Consider the following 14796-nt stretch of genomic DNA (forward strand, 5'->3'; position numbering starts at 1 on the left):
CTTGGCGTCACCGGCCGCCCCGCAGCGGTCAGTTCCGCTGCCTTGGCCTGCTCACGGCGGGTCAGCGACACCGCTGCCGGGTCGTACTCCGGCTTCGGCTTCGTGCCAGCAGGCGCCTGCGGCGGAATCCCGCGCAACACCTCCACGATGTGCTGTTCCCACCACAACGCCTCCGCCGCTACTGCCTCCGGCAGACCCTCCAACGGCGTCGCTGGCGGGACCGGTGTCCGCGACGACGCGCGTACCACCTCGAAGTCCTCGGCCGCCGACAACTCGATCAGGCCGATGTCGGTGACTGCACCCTCCGTGTCCGCCAGACGCACGGTCGTGCCGGACACCGCGATCACCGTGTGCAGAACATCGGCCACTCGCACTCGATCACCGATCGACACCCCGACAGGCCGCCGCGGCCGATGCCCCGCGTTCACCTCGCGCTCCCCGCTGTACCAGCGGCCCGCACCAGCGTGGCGGGGCCCAGCCGCTCATGCGCGAGATCGGCTACCAGTTCCTGCCTCCACATCAGATGAAACAGCGCGGGCAGCACCGCCAGCCGATCGCCGACGTTCTCGGCTCCCTTCAGCAACGGCGTCGGCCCCGCGAAGGTCTCCTGTAACCGGGCCGCGATCTCCGGTCTGCCAGCGCAGCGCGGATGCCGGTAGCGGGCCAGCCACCGCAGATTCGCCATCAGCGCAGGGTCCGGGACGCCGACGTGTCTGAACTCCCAGCCGACCGCTGAACAGGCCCGCTCAGTGGCTGCGAACGCCTCGGCGGTCCGCTCGTCGACCTGGTCCTCGGCACGGACATCGACCACGCGAGCACGGCCGTCGGCGAGCCGTACGAAGTAGTCCGGGGCATGGCGCCGCTTCTCTTTCCCGTCATGCCAGTGCAGCCAGAACGGCTGCGAAGCGATCCCCACAACTTCAGGATCGAAGTCCAGCAGGATCAGCTGGTCCTGCTCCAGCCACGACTCGAACCCCACATGACGTCCAGTCGATGCGGCCCACCACCAGCCTGGGAAATGCCCGAGTCCGCGCGACCAGCGGAACGTCCGTACCGGAGTTACCTCCTCCCACGCCAGCCCGTGGCAGTGGTCCAATGGGACAACTCGCTCGTGGCCGTCAGCACCGCCGAAACGGAGCGCAAACCCACCCCCCGCGATGCCATGCTCTAACGCACCCGCAGTGCTCACCCGGCCACCTCGTCCCCAATCGAGTACACCGTAGTGGCAACAAGCCGAGCTTGAGCAAGATTCAGTGACAAAGAGGAAGATCGACTGTCACAGGACACGGGTGCGTCACGGGCAGCGTCATCCCCGCGTCACCAATGACCTCTGACAGGCGATCTTGACCGTTTGCCATTCGATCTTGACCACCGGCGGGTTCCTGCCACCTGATCTTGACTGGTGGCGGCGGATGCGGTGGCGGAGGTCGCCGCACGGGCGTACGGCGATGGCGTGCTGGCGGGGTGCACCGGCCGACGCTGGATCAAAACGCGTCGCTCCGGGCTGGAGTGGTTGGCTAGGCTCGCGCCATGGAGGAGGACGAGGCTCTGGAACCGCTGCGCCGGGTGCTGCTGGAGCGTGACCTGGGCGGTTATCCGGGGACGGTCTCCGCGGCGGTGGAGGCCGCCCGGACGGCACTGGCCGGTGGGGTGGACACCTTGAGCCTGTGGGAGCTCGGCGTGCTGTCCGAGTCGGACGCTCCGGAAGCGCGCCGGCTGCTGTTCGAACTGGAGCAGGAACTCTGGCCGGTGCTGCGGCTGCCTGCCACCGTTGAGGGCCGCGACCGGGCGCTGGCCAGCCCAAGCGGGGGGCACGGGAGCACTCCGCAGGCCCCTGAGCTGACCGCCGCTGAAGCGCCAACCTCAGCCCCGGCGGCGGTCGGCTCAGGACGCCGAGCTGCGCGTCCTCTACCAGATCAGCGGGATCACCGACGCCGTCCAGCCGGTCCTGCGTGCCGGGCTCGGCCTTCCGGCACCCGAGGTCGCGCAGCTGGCCTTCACCTTGCCACCGCACCCACACCACCCCGGCGCCCCGCACATCGACGGCCTTACCCCCACCGAGGACGACGGCCGCCCAGGGACGTTCACCCTCCTGGCCGGCCTGCTGCTCACCGACCAACGGCAGGCCGACCGCGGCAACCTGTGGGTCTGGCCCGGCAGCCACCTGCGCACCGCCGCCTGGCTCCGTGAGCACGGCGCCGACGCGCTGCGCGACGGCGCCCCGTACCCGCCCGTGGAGCCGCCCGCCCCACTTCAGGTGACCGGCCCGGCCGGGAGCCTGGTCCTCGCGCACTACCTGCTCGCCCACAACATCGGCGGGCCCTTCGGCACGGCCGACGACGAGCGCCGCGAGACCGTGTACTTCCGCCTGCGCGCCGAAGGCCACCGCGGACGCTGGCGCGAGGCGGTCACCAACCCCCTGCTGGCGTTCACCGAACCGAATCCCGAACCCGGCTTCGCCTCTCCCGGCAGTCGGTGATCGCCACCCCGTACGCGATCCTCGGAACAGGGGCTCAGCCGAAGGACGGCGCGCCCGCCAACCGGGAACCTCCCATCCCTCCGCCGGAGGAACGACACCGACAACGCGTCCACCCCCAACGACGTGGGTGGGCGCGCGGCGGAGAGTACGCCGCAGGGCAAGGCCCTCCGGTTCAGGCCGCCAGTGAGGTTCCCGCCCGCAGGCGAGAGGGAACCTCGACCTGGTCGGGCGCGGTGAGGCCCAGGAGCTTGGCGACCTCGATCGTGGACACGCGGTACGCCCGGCCCGCGCGGATCAGCGGCACGGGGTACTTCCCGCTGCGGGCGAGTGCGTAGCCGTCGTGCGGCCCAAGCCGAGGGCCTGGTTCGCGGTGTCCAGGTTGACGCAGGTATTCGAGGGACGGACGACCCTCTCCCGCACTCGCACCCGTGGCCCTTCGAATCCCGGATCCTCGCGGGCGGATACCCCGAGGATCGATACCTCCTTGTCGACGGCCAGGTCCGTGCGGAGACGGGACGGGAACACGGGCAGGGCAGCTCCAACACCGTGGGCAGGGGCCTGTACCACGAGGTGACCGAACTACACTCGGCTCCCCGGAGCGACCGTGACCCTCATGCTGTGCGGGCGCGGCGAGCACGGCACATGGGGTCACCTCGCCCCCGCGACCGGCACCCTCACCCCGCCCCAGCGAGACGCGCTCTTCCCGGAACGCCTGTGGGCGCTCAACCCCCATCGCTGATGTCGCACACGATGCCGGTCCGTCGGGAGATCCTCCACCGGGAGGGCTCAGCCGATGCGCTGGCCATGCTCGACCTGGGCGACGACGTTCCGCGCTTCGAGGCGGTAGCGGTGGGCTGAGCACCTCAGCTCCCGCGGCGCGACTAGTCTGTCAGCCATCCGACGACTATGGCCCGCCAGTCCAACTCGCCACATGTCGCCACTCAGGATCCTTTCACTCTCGATTCGAATGACCTCTCTAAGATAGGATGCCATCCATACACCTCGCATATGAGGTCTTTTAGATAGGTCAATCAATGGTCATTGCGATCGCAGGGGGAGATGAGAGGTTCATGGCGAAACTGTCCTACAAGGTGCCGAGTTCGCTGAACAGGAGCTTCCTCGACCACGAGATCACACTGAGCAAGGGAGGTTGGGCGGCGAAGCCCTCCCCGATCAAGCAGCTGCTCTTCTTCGGCGGCGGCATCCTCGCTCTGCTGTGGTCCAGCACGTCGACGTTCGTCGCGAGCTCGGGCCCAGTCGCCATCACGTTCTTCGTCCTCTGGGGACTGGCAGCGATCGCCTATTTCGGTGGGCTGATGGAGACGAAGGAGCTGCGCATCATGCGGGTGCCGGCCTTCCTGGCGTATCTGCCTCTCAAAGCCCGGCACGTCCTCGCCCGTCGTAGCTCGAACCCGACGGACTTCTACTCGATCGTCGGCATCGACGGGATCGACGAGGACGGGCTGATCCACTTCTCCGACGGCGGCGAAGGTCGGGTCTACCTGGTCGTCGGCTCGGCGAGCTATCTGCTCTTCGACGAGGACCGGATCGGGATCCTCGACCGGGTCGACTCCTTTTGGCGCAAGGTCGAGACGACCTGCGAGCACAGCTTCATCACGACGAAGGAGCCGCAGCGGGTCTACCACCAGGTGGCGAACCTGGAGCAGCGCAACCAGGCGCTGGAGGTCCGTGACCCCGACCTGATCGAGCTGCAGAACGAGCAGTACGACATCCTCACGCAGCACGTGGGCGGGAAGTTCCCCTCGATCCACCAGTACCTGCTGCTCAAGGGCAAGAACGCCGATGCACTGCGCAAGGGGCACCAGGTCCTCCAGGCCGAGGTCGGCGGCTCCACTTTCATGATCAAGGAAGCCGCGAGGCTCGACCGCGAGGAGGCCGAGCCGATGCTGCGGGTCTTCTACCAGGGCATCGACGACGAACTGCCCAGTCTCAAGGTGTCGCTGAACTGATCAGCGTCAGGACGACCGACACGACCAGGAACGAACGAAGGACACCATGACGCTGATGACGAAGGTCCGGGCACAGCTCGGCATGCCGAGGGAGAAGCCTGACGGGACGTATGGCACCGCGGAGTCCGTGGTCGATGACCCGCGCGCGGACGGCGCTGCCGAGGTTGAGGGCGTGCGGGGCACTGAGGCAGCCGACGGCGTGGCCGATGAGGCCTCTGGGGAGCCGAAGAAGAACTGGTGGCAGCGCCGCCGGGAGGTGAAGCACCTCCAGGGCACGTTCGACGCCTATCCGCATCTGCTCGCGCTGAAGCCGAAGGAGAAGTACCTCTTCCGTTCCGACTACTTCGAGGTCGACGGCTCGGTCGCCTGCATCCTGTCGTACTTCCACGACGACGCCGCGCACGACAACTTCGCCGCCTTCTGGGGCATCGACCGGATCCCGGACGGCCTGGACGAGCGGGTCACCGCTATCGTGCTCGAGCAGGTCAAGCGGATGGACGACAAGTGGATCGATTCGTATACGAAGCAGTCGGAGAGGCTGGAACGACTCGATGCCAGCGAGCAGGAGGAAACGGGCACGACCTCCTCCAAGCGCAAGGCTGCGAAGATCTCCGGTGACCTCGCGGTAACGATCGGGGAGCTCCAGGACGGCGCGAGCTATCTCTCGGTGCACAACCGGCTCTTCCTCAAAGCCCCCGACCTGGCGACCCTGGACGACACGGTCGACCGGGTCACGCGCCTGTACATCGACCGCTTCGGCACGCTGAAGGCTGCGCCCTATGCCGGCGAGCAGCGCCAGGAGCTCTCGGGCCTGTGGAAGAACAACGAGAAGAAGAAGGGCAAGGGCTTCCACTTCACCTCGACCGAGCTGGCCGGCTCGTACTCGCTGGTGACCAACGGCCTCAACGACAAGGGCGGCGAGTACGTCGGCTACATGGTCGGCGACGTCAACAACAGCGCCGTGCTCATGGACGTCGACGCCTACGAGCACCACGTGATCGTCGCCGACGCCACGCTCAGCGAGTATCTCGACCGCCAGCGAGTGGCCAACATGTGGTGCTCGAAGATCTCGCAGGCCACGTTGCTGAACAACGGCCAGGTCGTCCACCTCGTCCTTGACGGAGCGAACCTCGACAAGCTCGGCCCGAAGTTCGAACGGCTCACCTCGCGCGTGGACCTGAACCAGGGCGATGTGAACATGTTCGAGATGTTCGGCGAGGAGGAGGACGAACTGACGGTCTTCTCCGCCCAGATGGAGAAGCTCAAGCTGATGTTCGAGCAGCTCTACGAGACCACCGATGGTGCCGTCGGATCGATCATCCGCAGTGCCCTCGAAGACACCGCCACGGACTTCTACATCGAGCAGGGTATGTGGCGGCACAACGCCAAAGAGCAGCGGCACCGCCTGCGTGTGGTGAACATCCCGCACGCCCAGGTGCCGCGTCTTCAGATGTTCGTCTCTTACCTGGCGACCGCGCACAAGGCACTGCTGAACTCCAGCAGGACCGACGCGGACCAGCTGCGGGCGTACAACGTACTCAAGGGCATCGCCAACGCGATGCTGAGCACGAACGGCGACCTCTTCAACAACCACACGGCCTCGACTGTGGACGGGGTCCGGGACTCCCGACGTGTGGTCTACGACTTCTCACGGCTCATGCGCCGCGGCAAGGGCGTGGCGATGGCACAGCTGGTGAACATCGTCGGCTTCGCCGTCGGCAAGCTGGGGCCCGGCGACACGGTGATCATCCACGGCACCGAGCACATCGACGACCGGGTGAAGAAGTACATCCAGGACCAGTTCGACCACATGCACGAGCGTGGCGGCCGAGTGGCCTACAGCTACAACGACGTCGACAAGATGCTCGCCGACAGCGACTTCAACAAGTTCGACGCCGCGGACTACACACTCTTCGGCCCGATGCGCGACGGAACGGTGGCGGAGTACCAGAAGCAGCTGCACCAACGGATCCCGCCGGATCTCGCCCAGCTCATCACGACCAAGGGCGAGAACCTCACGTACTTGCGCCGGGGCGTCTCCAACGTGGTCTTCCACCTCGATTTGGCACTGGGGATCAACCCCTACCGCGAGGCCCAGCGCAGGCGGGTCCGTCTGGAGGCGGCCAGGGCCGAAGAGGCTGCGCGGATGGACGCGATCATGCACGACAAGCCTGCCCCGGGCGCGAACCTCACCAGCATCCGGAAGCACAGCGAGGGCGGCGACGGTGAGGCTGACGCGGGCGAGGGCGACGCGAGCAAGCGCAACGACGGCAAGAGCCTGCAGCAGCCTGAGAACGGCGCAAGGCGACCAGCAGAGAGGCCCAGGCCGACGAAGCTGGTCAAGGCATGAGCGGGGTCAGCACTGATACGAGGGCGAGGAGGAGAGGAGAGACGATGAACGGGACGATCACGACGGTGGCGAGGCTGCGTGCCTGGGCCAGCCACGGCGGTGGTGTAGCCCGCCCCGGCAGGCTCGCGCGCGGGCTCGCCCTCGTGCTCCTGGCGGCGCTGCTCGTGCCGGTCTTCATGATGGCGACCTCTCCGCCGGCGTCCGCGGACGACAAGAAGGAGCGCGCCAACTACAGCCTCTACCAGCTGGCCTCGAACGCGAGCTCGTACTTCAGCGAGAAGAACTCGCCGCAGAACGACAAGGGCATGCACGAGAACTGGAAGCCGGTCACGTCCAGCCCGGCCTCGGGCGGTTCCATCCTCGGCTACGCCGACCCGGAGTTCAGCCTGGGAAACATCGTGGGCTGGTTCTTCGCCGAGGTGTCGGGGTCCTCGCAGACCGTTACTTACGACACCCTGGCCGCGAAGGATGACAAGGGCAACCCGAAGTACTCGGGCATGCTCGACTACGCGCACTTCGGGGCGGCTAACAACGACCTTGGCCTTGACACGATGTCCTCGGGCATCGGCGGCCAGATCGTGAGCGTGATCGGAGGGTCGATCATCTGGATCCTCTACGCCCTGGCGCTGGCGGTCGGCACGCTGTTCTACGTCATCATCCAGTTCCTGAAGCTCATCAACCCCTTCATGTGGTTCTACAGCGCGGTCGCGGCGGTCAATCCGACTCTTGCCGAGGGTATGACCGGAGGTGACACCGGAGGCGGCGCGCTCTCGGGTCTGCAGCACTGGATCAGCGGCTGGTACGGCCTGCTCGTCGATATCTCGTGGCAGGCGCTCGTGCCGATCTTCATCGGCGTCCTGTTCATCGGCCTGGTCATGTTCAAGAAGATGGACCGGGGCTCGGCGATCAAGAAGCTCATCGTGCGCGTCGTCTTCATCGGCGTCGGCCTGCCGCTCGTCGGGTCGATGTACTCCAGTGTGCTCGGAAAGTTCGACGACTCTGTTCTTGGTCAACACGCTGGCCCGACGCGCGTCGTGCTGAGCACCTACGTCGACTTCGAGGCGTGGATGATGAACGACCGTCTGGGGATCCCGGACCAGGCCACTGTTTCCTGGAACGGCGACCAGGCGAGCCCGGACGCGATGATGTCGGTGCGCACGAGTGCGCTGGCGATCAACAAGCAGTCCCACGGGGCGACGTTCAACGGCATCAATATCGGAACGAAGGCCAACGACGCCGAGTCGGCATGGAAGGACGGCACGGTCTCCGTCACCGGCGGCAGTGCCACGGACGACTTCAAGGCGGTGTTTTCGACCTTCGGGATCATCGGCAAGTACATCGCCAGCGGCGAGGTAGCGGCCTCCGACTTCGAGTCGGGGATCAAGAGCTCGATCACGCAGCTGGACGAGAGCTCGGATGTCAAGAAGAGCTGGTTTGTCGACAAGAGCAGTTACGGCGACGTGGAGGGGTTCGGTGAGGAGAAGGGGCCGAAGCCGGTCGATCACCCGGTGATTTCGACCGACGGCACGGGCCTGACTTCCTCTCGTCCTGGTAAGGACTCGACGGTCTTTACGACGACGGGGACGAAGGGAGGCTGTGGCTTTACGGTGGGCAAGATGCCCTCCTCGTGCAATCTGTCCCCGCTGACGGCGTACAACTACCTCAACACCGGGTTCAGCCCCAGTTCGCTGACCATGTACTCGTCGAACAATGCCACGAGCGGGTTCACCCGCGAGAACCACATGGCCGTCAGCCAGGTGGGTACGGGGCCGGCGAAGTTCATGTACTGGAGCAACGCGATCACGGTCCTGGGCTCCATCGTCCTGCTCGGCTTCTGGTACGCCATCGGCATGCTGGCTGGCTCGGTCAAGCGGATCTTCGGCTTGGTGGCCGCGGTGCCGTTCGCGACGCTGGGCGCGCTGCAGGCGATCGCCAAAGTGATCGTCTACTCCATGGCGCTGATCCTGGAGGTCCTCATCACGCTGTTCATCTACCAGTTCGTCTCGGAGTTCCTGATCTCGGTCCCGGACATCATGGCTGGACCCGTGTCGAGTTTCATGAGCCCGGGCGGCTTGTGGGGCAGCGCTGCGCTCGGCGGGATCATCGTGGTGATCCTGACCCTGATCTCCTCGCTGGTGATCATGGGCATCACCTTCGCTCTGCTACGGGTTCGCAAGACTGTGCTGCAGGCGATGGACGAGGTGGTCACCAAGCTCGTGGACAAGTTCCTCGAGACGAACACCACGCCGAAGGCGGACAAGGGCGGGCTGATGCCCGCTCTGGCCGCGGGTACGGGGGCTGGCGCGGGTATGGCCATGGGCAACAAGCTCGCCAACGGGTTCAACACCAAGACCAGCGGTCCGGCGTCCCCGAGCACGGGCAAGCCCAGGGGCAAGACGGCGTCGACGAACGCCGGCGGCACGAACGGTGACGCCATGGAGTTGACGTCCGGTAGCCAGCAGCTGACCCTCGGGGGTGGCGAGCAGGATGGCCCGGACAGCCCGGCGCTGGATGGTGGTCCTGGTGGTGGTGGCTCCGGCAGCGGCAGTGACGGCGTCAAGGCTCTGCCGGGCGGCATCGGTCCCGCCGGTGTTCTGGACACGCCCGGTCGCGACGAACACGCCGACAAGGGTGGTCCGCTGCAGCTGGCGAGTGGTGGAGCGGGCAGCTCGCGCTCGGACAAGCGGACGGCGCAGGGGCTGAGCAGCCAGGGAGGCCTGTCGAACCTCGGGTACACCTCGGACGGCAACAAGGTCATCCCCGGTGAGGTTCTGGCCTCGTCCACGGATTCGTCGAGCTCTCGCCGTGGTGCTCAGGGCCAGAGCGGTGCGGGTAGCGCCGACTCTGTTCCGACCAGCGGAGACCGAAAGGCTGTCGCCAGTCAGAAGGGCCCGACGCACTTCGGCACGGGTTCCCAGGGTGCGCAGAGCCAGCAGGGCAGCAACCAGTCGGCTGCACCGCAGCGCTTCAGCGGCGACGCTGCGCCTGCCCCGGCTCCTGCTTCCGGGCAGCCGGTCGCCTCGAGCACGCGTCCGAAGCGCCCCGCTCAGGGCACCCCCGCCCCGAAGCAGCTGGGAGCTGACACGTCGGATCCTCGTCCCGTGGCCGCTCCGGCTTCGGGGCAGACTCCGGCCGCCCCTGGTGCGCGGACTGCGGTTCAGGCGCAGGCAGCGCATCAGCCGGGTTCGATCCAGGCCTCGACGCCGACGACGACGCCGCGCCAGACGCCCGCCCCGCAGGCTCAGGCTCAGCAGCCTCCGGCTCCTGCACCGAACCCCTCACTGCGGCAGGCTCCGGTTCTTCGTCCGCGCAGGGTTGCCGACCCGTCCCCTCAGAACGTGGAGACCCCTGAACCGCAGCAGTCGCCGACGGGGCATCCTCGCCGGGGCCGGCGCGAGGAGCCGCAGGACTGATCGTCCGGTCGAGGGCGAACGTGGAGGAATGACGCACCCGGTGAGAACGATCGCGATGATCGTTCTCACCGGGTGCGTCATTCCTTTGAACAGTGCAAGGAGAAGGAGGGCTTAGGTGTGACCCTTGCCGCCCCCCTCCCAGTCGAGCTGGGGCTGCATCATCTTGCCGAGTTCGCGCTCGGCCACACCGTGCAGCCGGTGTGCCATCTCTGTGTGCCACGCATCAAGATCGGCCTTGCGTAAGGCGGTTGCGGTTGCCACCTCGGCGGCGCAGTCGAAGCTGCCCGTGCTGTTCGCGACGGTGGACGGGCTGCGTTTGATCTTTCGTGCGGCGAACTGCGGGCCTTCACCCAGGACCACCTCCGCTGGAGCCCGGAGCAGATCTACCAGGCTCTCCGGGGCCGCTTCCCCAATCGGCCAGAGATGCGCGTGGTCAACGAGACGATCTACCGTAGACGCCAGAGGCTTGATCAGCCAAGGGAAGACAGAACCCCGTGGACACGATACCCACGGGATTCTGTGCTGCCCGGCCGGCCGAGTGAGACGTCGACGCTACTTCTGGCACTCGGCATTGAAGCCGCCCAGCAGAGCCTTGCCGGCATCGGAGTTGTCACGTACGTACACGCTACCGCTGATGCTGATCGAGGTGTCGCTGGTTGAGATGGACTCACTGCCGGTCCGCTTGTTGCGGCTGTCCTCTCCGGCCACCGTCCAGATGATCTGGGACTGATCCTTGTTGAACTCGCCAGTACTGGTCACGCCCGGCTTCTCGTAGACACCATCGCAGGTGTACTCATGATGCGAGACGCTGTTGCCCTTGACGACCAGTTGGCCGAGTTCGGACGTGCCGTTGACATCCTTGACGTAGTAGGTACCGTCGAGCTTGCTCGCGCTGTCGCTGCTTCCGCCGCAGGCGGTGAGTATGAGTGAACCCGCGGCCAGGGCCGCGATGGACACGGCGATCTTGGCCCGCGCCTTACGTGCGGTCCCGGTGATGCTCATGGCGATCTCCCTTCGTTCGTTCCGGACAGTCGGTTTGAGATAGAAGGCCAGTCAAAATAACCTATGTATAGGTGACTTTGGCGGACCGGGACCGCCCGTCAGGCGCCTTCCCGAAGGTTGTCGAGCCGATGCTCGGTCAGTGCTAGGGCGACCTCGGACTGACTGAGCGCGTGTTCGCCGTCCTGGATGCGCCACCGCAGACGCTGCACGGGCGGGGCGCTTGCTTCTTGGACTGCCAGGTCGCCGAGTTCACGCAGCTCTGCGTACGCCCCCTGCAGCTGTTCCTCGTGGTGTGCTGACCGGACCCTGAGGCGGCCAGCCCGCTCTTCCCACCAGCGCACCCGCGACTCGCGGTCAAGAGTAGTCTTCCCCTCGATCCAGGCACGGAGCTCGGTTGGGTCGACGTCACTCGGGAGCCCGGTGGCGAAAGGCCCCTCGGGTTCCGGCATGTCGATAGGGATGTGCGACAGCAGCACCGCGGGGGTCGTGTCGAGCACATAGGCGATCGCGACGAGATCGTCGACGGTCACGGGGCGAGCACATCGCTCCATCTCCGCGAGGGCGTCGGCTGAGATCGGGTGACCGAGCATCAAGAGCACGTAGGCCAATTCGTCGACGGTCAGCTCGTGCAACTGGCGGTAGTGGGTGATTGCGTCGGACACAGCAAGGGATGTGGGAAAGGGCGACGGCATGCACCGATCGTAAACGAGCGCGAAATGCGAGGCGGCCGGCGTCGGCGCGGTGGCCGTGAGTTGCCAGTAACGATCGTGCTCGCGACAACATCAGCGCACCAGGCGACAGTTGATCACCGCATCGCTCGGTCTTGCGGGGCAACAGCCCAGCACTGGTTCACCGAGCGCTTCTCGACCTTGCGGGCACCCACACGGTCACTTCAATCAGCGTTTGGCACCGCTGATCAGTGATCGATCCACCCACCAGAGAGACACCTCACGTGACCGCTTACAGTTGCTGCGGGCACGCGCCGAGTACTAGGAGCGTGTCCCAGTAACGGGCAATCCGCCTGCGTTTCGTGATCTTTCGTGCGGGATGATGGCGGTATGCGTGGTGGGGATGGGCTGTTCGAGGTCGAGCCGGTCGAGAAGAAGCGGTCTCAGGACCGTCCGGCGGCGGTGGACAAGCGGTTCAGGGCGTTCGACCCGCACCAGGCCCTGCTGCTGCCCCCGTCGCTGGACGACTGGCTGCCGCAGGACCACCTCGCCCGGTTCGTCGCCGACCTGGTCGACGAGGTACTCGACCTGGGACCGGTCCTGGCGGACTACACCGAGAAGCGCGGCTACCCGCCCTACGACCCCAGGCTGATGCTGCGGCTGCTGATCTACGGCTACACCACCGGGGTCCGCTCCTCGCGGGCGATCGAGCGCAAGTGTGCCGACGATGTCGCGTTCCGCTATCTGGCCGCCGACCAGGCCCCGGACTTCCGCTCGATCTCACGGTTCCGCCGCCGCCATCTGGACGCTCTCGCCGGTCTGTTCACGCAGTCGCTGCACCTGGCGCAGAGGCTGGGCATGGTCAAGATGGGCCGCGTCGCCCTGGACGGCACGAAGCTGGAGGCCAGCGCCTCCAAGCACAAGGCGATGAGTTACGGCCGCCTGGTCGAGAAGGAAGAGCGCATCGAGGCCGAGATCGCCCAGCTGGAGGCCATGGCACAGGCTCTGCTGGCCGACGCCGAGGCCACCGACACCGCCGAGGACCAGCGGTTCGGCGCCGACGGCAAGGACACCGACCTGCCCGCCGAGCTGGGCCGCCGCGAGAAGCGCCTGGCCAGGCTGCAGGCGGCCCGCGCACAGATCGAGGCCGAAGCCGCCGACAAGGCGCGCGAGCACGCCGAGGAGAAGGAACGCCGCCGCCAGGAACGTGCCGGCGCCGACGACGGGCAGGCCGTGACCGACGCCGGAGAGGCGGCCGCCGCGAAGTCCCGCCCCAAGCCCAAGGCCCAGGCCAACTTCACCGACCCCGACTCGCGGATCATGAAGAACAGCGACGGCGCCTTCATCCAGGCATACAACGCCCAGGCCGTCGTGGACGCCGAACACCAGGTCATCACCGCCGCCGACGTGACGACCAACGCCTCCGACGCGCTGAACTACACCACCATGCTCGACCAGTGCGCAGCCAACACCGGCGCCCACCCCAAGCAGGCGCTGGTCGACGCCGGCTACTGCTCCGAGACGAACCTCGAAGCCGCAAAGGAACGCCAACTGACCTGCGGCACCGACACGTTCATGGCCACCGGCCGACTCGCCCACGACGAGCAGGTCCCGCCGGCGCCACGCGGACGCATCCCGGCGAGCGCCACCCTCAAGGAACGGATGGCCCGCAAGCTGCGGACCAAGCCCGGCAAGGCCGCCTACAGCCGCCGAAAAGCCATCGTCGAACCCGTCTTCGGCCAGATCATGACCTGCCAGAACGGCCGCCAACTCCTCCTGCGCGGCGAGGACGGCGCCCGCGCCGAGTGGCGACTGCTCGCCGCCTGCCACAACCTCCGCAAGATCTTCCGACACACCGGAACCACCGCACTGGCGTCCGCAATCGCCTGACCGGCGAGACACACGACCGACCCACCCCGCCGCGGCCCCGACGGGACACCCCAAAACCGCCCGCAGACGGGCGACCGGGTCACCGCCCCCGATCCCGCCGATCACGATCACCCAGCCAGTTGCCCGTTACTGACCCACGCTCCTAGCTCCAACGCCGTGTAGATAGCGCCTCGGGCGGCTGTCCAGGTCCAGCTGGTGCGCGGCATACGCGCCACGATCCGCGAGCTGGACAAGGCCATCTCCGACGCGGTCGAGACACACCCCTACGCGCCGCTGCTGGCCGCCATGCCCCGCATCGGCAAGGTCAACCTCGGACAGATCATCGGCGAGATCGGCCCCATCCTCGAACGCGCCGAGTCCTGCGAGCAGTTCATCGCGGAGACCGGCGTCGTCCCGGTCACCCGGGCCTCCGGCAAATCCCGCGCGGTGACCTTCCGCGTCGCCACCAACCGCCGGGCACGCACCGCCATCACCACGTTCGCCGACAACAGCCGGCACGGCAGCGACTGGGCCGCGAAGATCTACAACGACGCCCGGGCCCGTCAGAAACGACACCCCCACGCCGTCCGCATCCTCGCCCGCGCCTGGCTCCGCGTGATCTGGGCCTGCGGACACGGATGAGGGTCGCCACGGTGGCCTCGCCGAGGCGGGTCGCGGCGGCCGGGGCGGAGCGCATGCGCTCGATCAGCTCCCTGCCGGTGCGGCGGCCGGAGTAGGAACGCCGCTTGCACCACGCTTCCAGCTTCGCCGGGGTGAGTTTGGCGGCGGCCTGCGGGGTCGGGTAGCGGTCCAGGAACTCCAGGGCGATGTCGCTGTCGCGCTCGGCGAAGACGGCCTTGCCGCCGGGCCACAGCTGGTCGAGCTGGGCGTCGAGCTGGTTGACGGCGGCGACCTTCGCCTCGATGTGGTCGGCGCGCTGGCGGGTCAGGTGAACCGCTGCGGGTTTGACCGAGACTCGTTCTCTTGGAAGGATCGAGTCCGTTATGAGGAAGCCATACCCCAGTGAGGTCCGGGAGCGGGCGGT

At 67.0% G+C, this 14796-nt stretch carries 12 protein-coding genes; 7 read left to right on the forward strand and 5 right to left on the reverse strand.

The window, feature by feature from the left end; genetic code table 11:
- Positions 1–424: 424 nt before the first annotated feature.
- Positions 425–1096 carry a TnsA-like heteromeric transposase endonuclease subunit gene (locus ACIO5D_RS17165; RefSeq protein ID WP_400764244.1) on the reverse strand — a complete coding sequence of 224 codons (672 nt, stop codon included), beginning with the start codon at positions 1094–1096 and terminating at the stop codon, positions 425–427.
- 906 nt (positions 1097–2002) lie between these two features.
- On the opposite strand from ACIO5D_RS17165, the gene ACIO5D_RS17170 reads away from it, so the two are divergent.
- Entirely contained in the window at positions 2003–2479 is a 477-nt protein-coding gene (locus ACIO5D_RS17170) for a hypothetical protein (protein WP_400764110.1), read from the forward strand.
- A 172-nt stretch (positions 2480–2651) separates the two neighbouring features.
- Here the strand turns inward: ACIO5D_RS17170 and ACIO5D_RS17175 are convergent, their stop codons facing one another.
- On the reverse strand, positions 2652–2783 hold the full coding sequence (locus tag ACIO5D_RS17175) for a hypothetical protein (protein ID WP_400796061.1): 132 nt from the start codon (positions 2781–2783) through the stop codon (positions 2652–2654).
- 300 nt (positions 2784–3083) lie between these two features.
- Here ACIO5D_RS17175 and ACIO5D_RS17180 point away from each other — a divergent pair, with 300 nt between their 5' ends.
- The 4 genes from ACIO5D_RS17180 (at position 3084) to ACIO5D_RS17195 (ending at position 10212) form a co-directional block, all read left to right on the forward strand.
- The gene (locus ACIO5D_RS17180) at positions 3084–3218 is read left to right on the forward strand and encodes a hypothetical protein (protein WP_400796063.1); all 135 of its coding nucleotides are present in this window, start codon (positions 3084–3086) and stop codon (positions 3216–3218) included.
- A gap of 331 nt (positions 3219–3549) precedes the next feature.
- A complete protein-coding gene (locus ACIO5D_RS17185) occupies positions 3550–4449 on the forward strand; it encodes a hypothetical protein (RefSeq protein ID WP_400796065.1) in 900 nt (299 codons plus the stop codon).
- 46 nt (positions 4450–4495) lie between these two features.
- Positions 4496–6799 carry a hypothetical protein gene (locus tag ACIO5D_RS17190; RefSeq protein ID WP_400796068.1) on the forward strand — a complete coding sequence of 768 codons (2304 nt, stop codon included), beginning with the start codon at positions 4496–4498 and terminating at the stop codon, positions 6797–6799.
- A 44-nt stretch (positions 6800–6843) separates the two neighbouring features.
- Positions 6844–10212 (forward strand): hypothetical protein, encoded by a 3369-nt coding sequence (locus ACIO5D_RS17195; RefSeq protein ID WP_400764102.1) that lies wholly within the window; start codon positions 6844–6846, stop codon positions 10210–10212.
- Between the two features lie 111 nt (positions 10213–10323).
- On the opposite strand, the gene ACIO5D_RS17200 is transcribed toward ACIO5D_RS17195, so the two are convergent.
- The 3 genes from ACIO5D_RS17200 to ACIO5D_RS17210 form a co-directional block, all read right to left on the reverse strand.
- The gene (locus ACIO5D_RS17200; protein WP_400764100.1) at positions 10324–10572 is read right to left on the reverse strand and encodes a hypothetical protein; all 249 of its coding nucleotides are present in this window, start codon (positions 10570–10572) and stop codon (positions 10324–10326) included.
- A gap of 192 nt (positions 10573–10764) precedes the next feature.
- Positions 10765–11214, reverse strand: coding sequence for a hypothetical protein (locus tag ACIO5D_RS17205; protein WP_400764098.1), 450 nt, complete (start codon positions 11212–11214; stop codon positions 10765–10767).
- 98 nt (positions 11215–11312) lie between these two features.
- A complete protein-coding gene (locus ACIO5D_RS17210) occupies positions 11313–11906 on the reverse strand; it encodes a DNA-binding protein (RefSeq protein WP_400796071.1) in 594 nt (197 codons plus the stop codon).
- Between the two features lie 384 nt (positions 11907–12290).
- Here ACIO5D_RS17210 and ACIO5D_RS17215 point away from each other — a divergent pair, with 384 nt between their 5' ends.
- Positions 12291–13772 carry an IS1182 family transposase gene (locus tag ACIO5D_RS17215; protein WP_400796073.1) on the forward strand — a complete coding sequence of 494 codons (1482 nt, stop codon included), beginning with the start codon at positions 12291–12293 and terminating at the stop codon, positions 13770–13772.
- Positions 13773–13967: 195 nt separating this feature from the next.
- Positions 13968–14393, forward strand: coding sequence for a transposase (locus ACIO5D_RS17220; protein WP_400764092.1), 426 nt, complete (start codon positions 13968–13970; stop codon positions 14391–14393).
- Positions 14394–14796: the final 403 nt, after the last annotated feature.

The organism is Kitasatospora sp. NPDC087315 (genome assembly GCF_044744345.1).
Taxonomy (GTDB): domain Bacteria; phylum Actinomycetota; class Actinomycetes; order Streptomycetales; family Streptomycetaceae; genus Kitasatospora.

Coding starts and splice junctions, on each gene's coding strand:
- ACIO5D_RS17185 (WP_400796065.1), top strand. CDS start 3,550: ATGGCGAAACTGTCCTACAAGGTGCCGAGTTCGCTGAACAGGAGCTTC.
- ACIO5D_RS17205 (WP_400764098.1), bottom strand. CDS start 11,214: ATGAGCATCACCGGGACCGCACGTAAGGCGCGGGCCAAGATCGCCGTG.
- ACIO5D_RS17210 (WP_400796071.1), bottom strand. CDS start 11,906: ATGCCGTCGCCCTTTCCCACATCCCTTGCTGTGTCCGACGCAATCACC.
- ACIO5D_RS17195 (WP_400764102.1), top strand. CDS start 6,844: ATGAACGGGACGATCACGACGGTGGCGAGGCTGCGTGCCTGGGCCAGC.
- ACIO5D_RS17190 (WP_400796068.1), top strand. CDS start 4,496: ATGACGCTGATGACGAAGGTCCGGGCACAGCTCGGCATGCCGAGGGAG.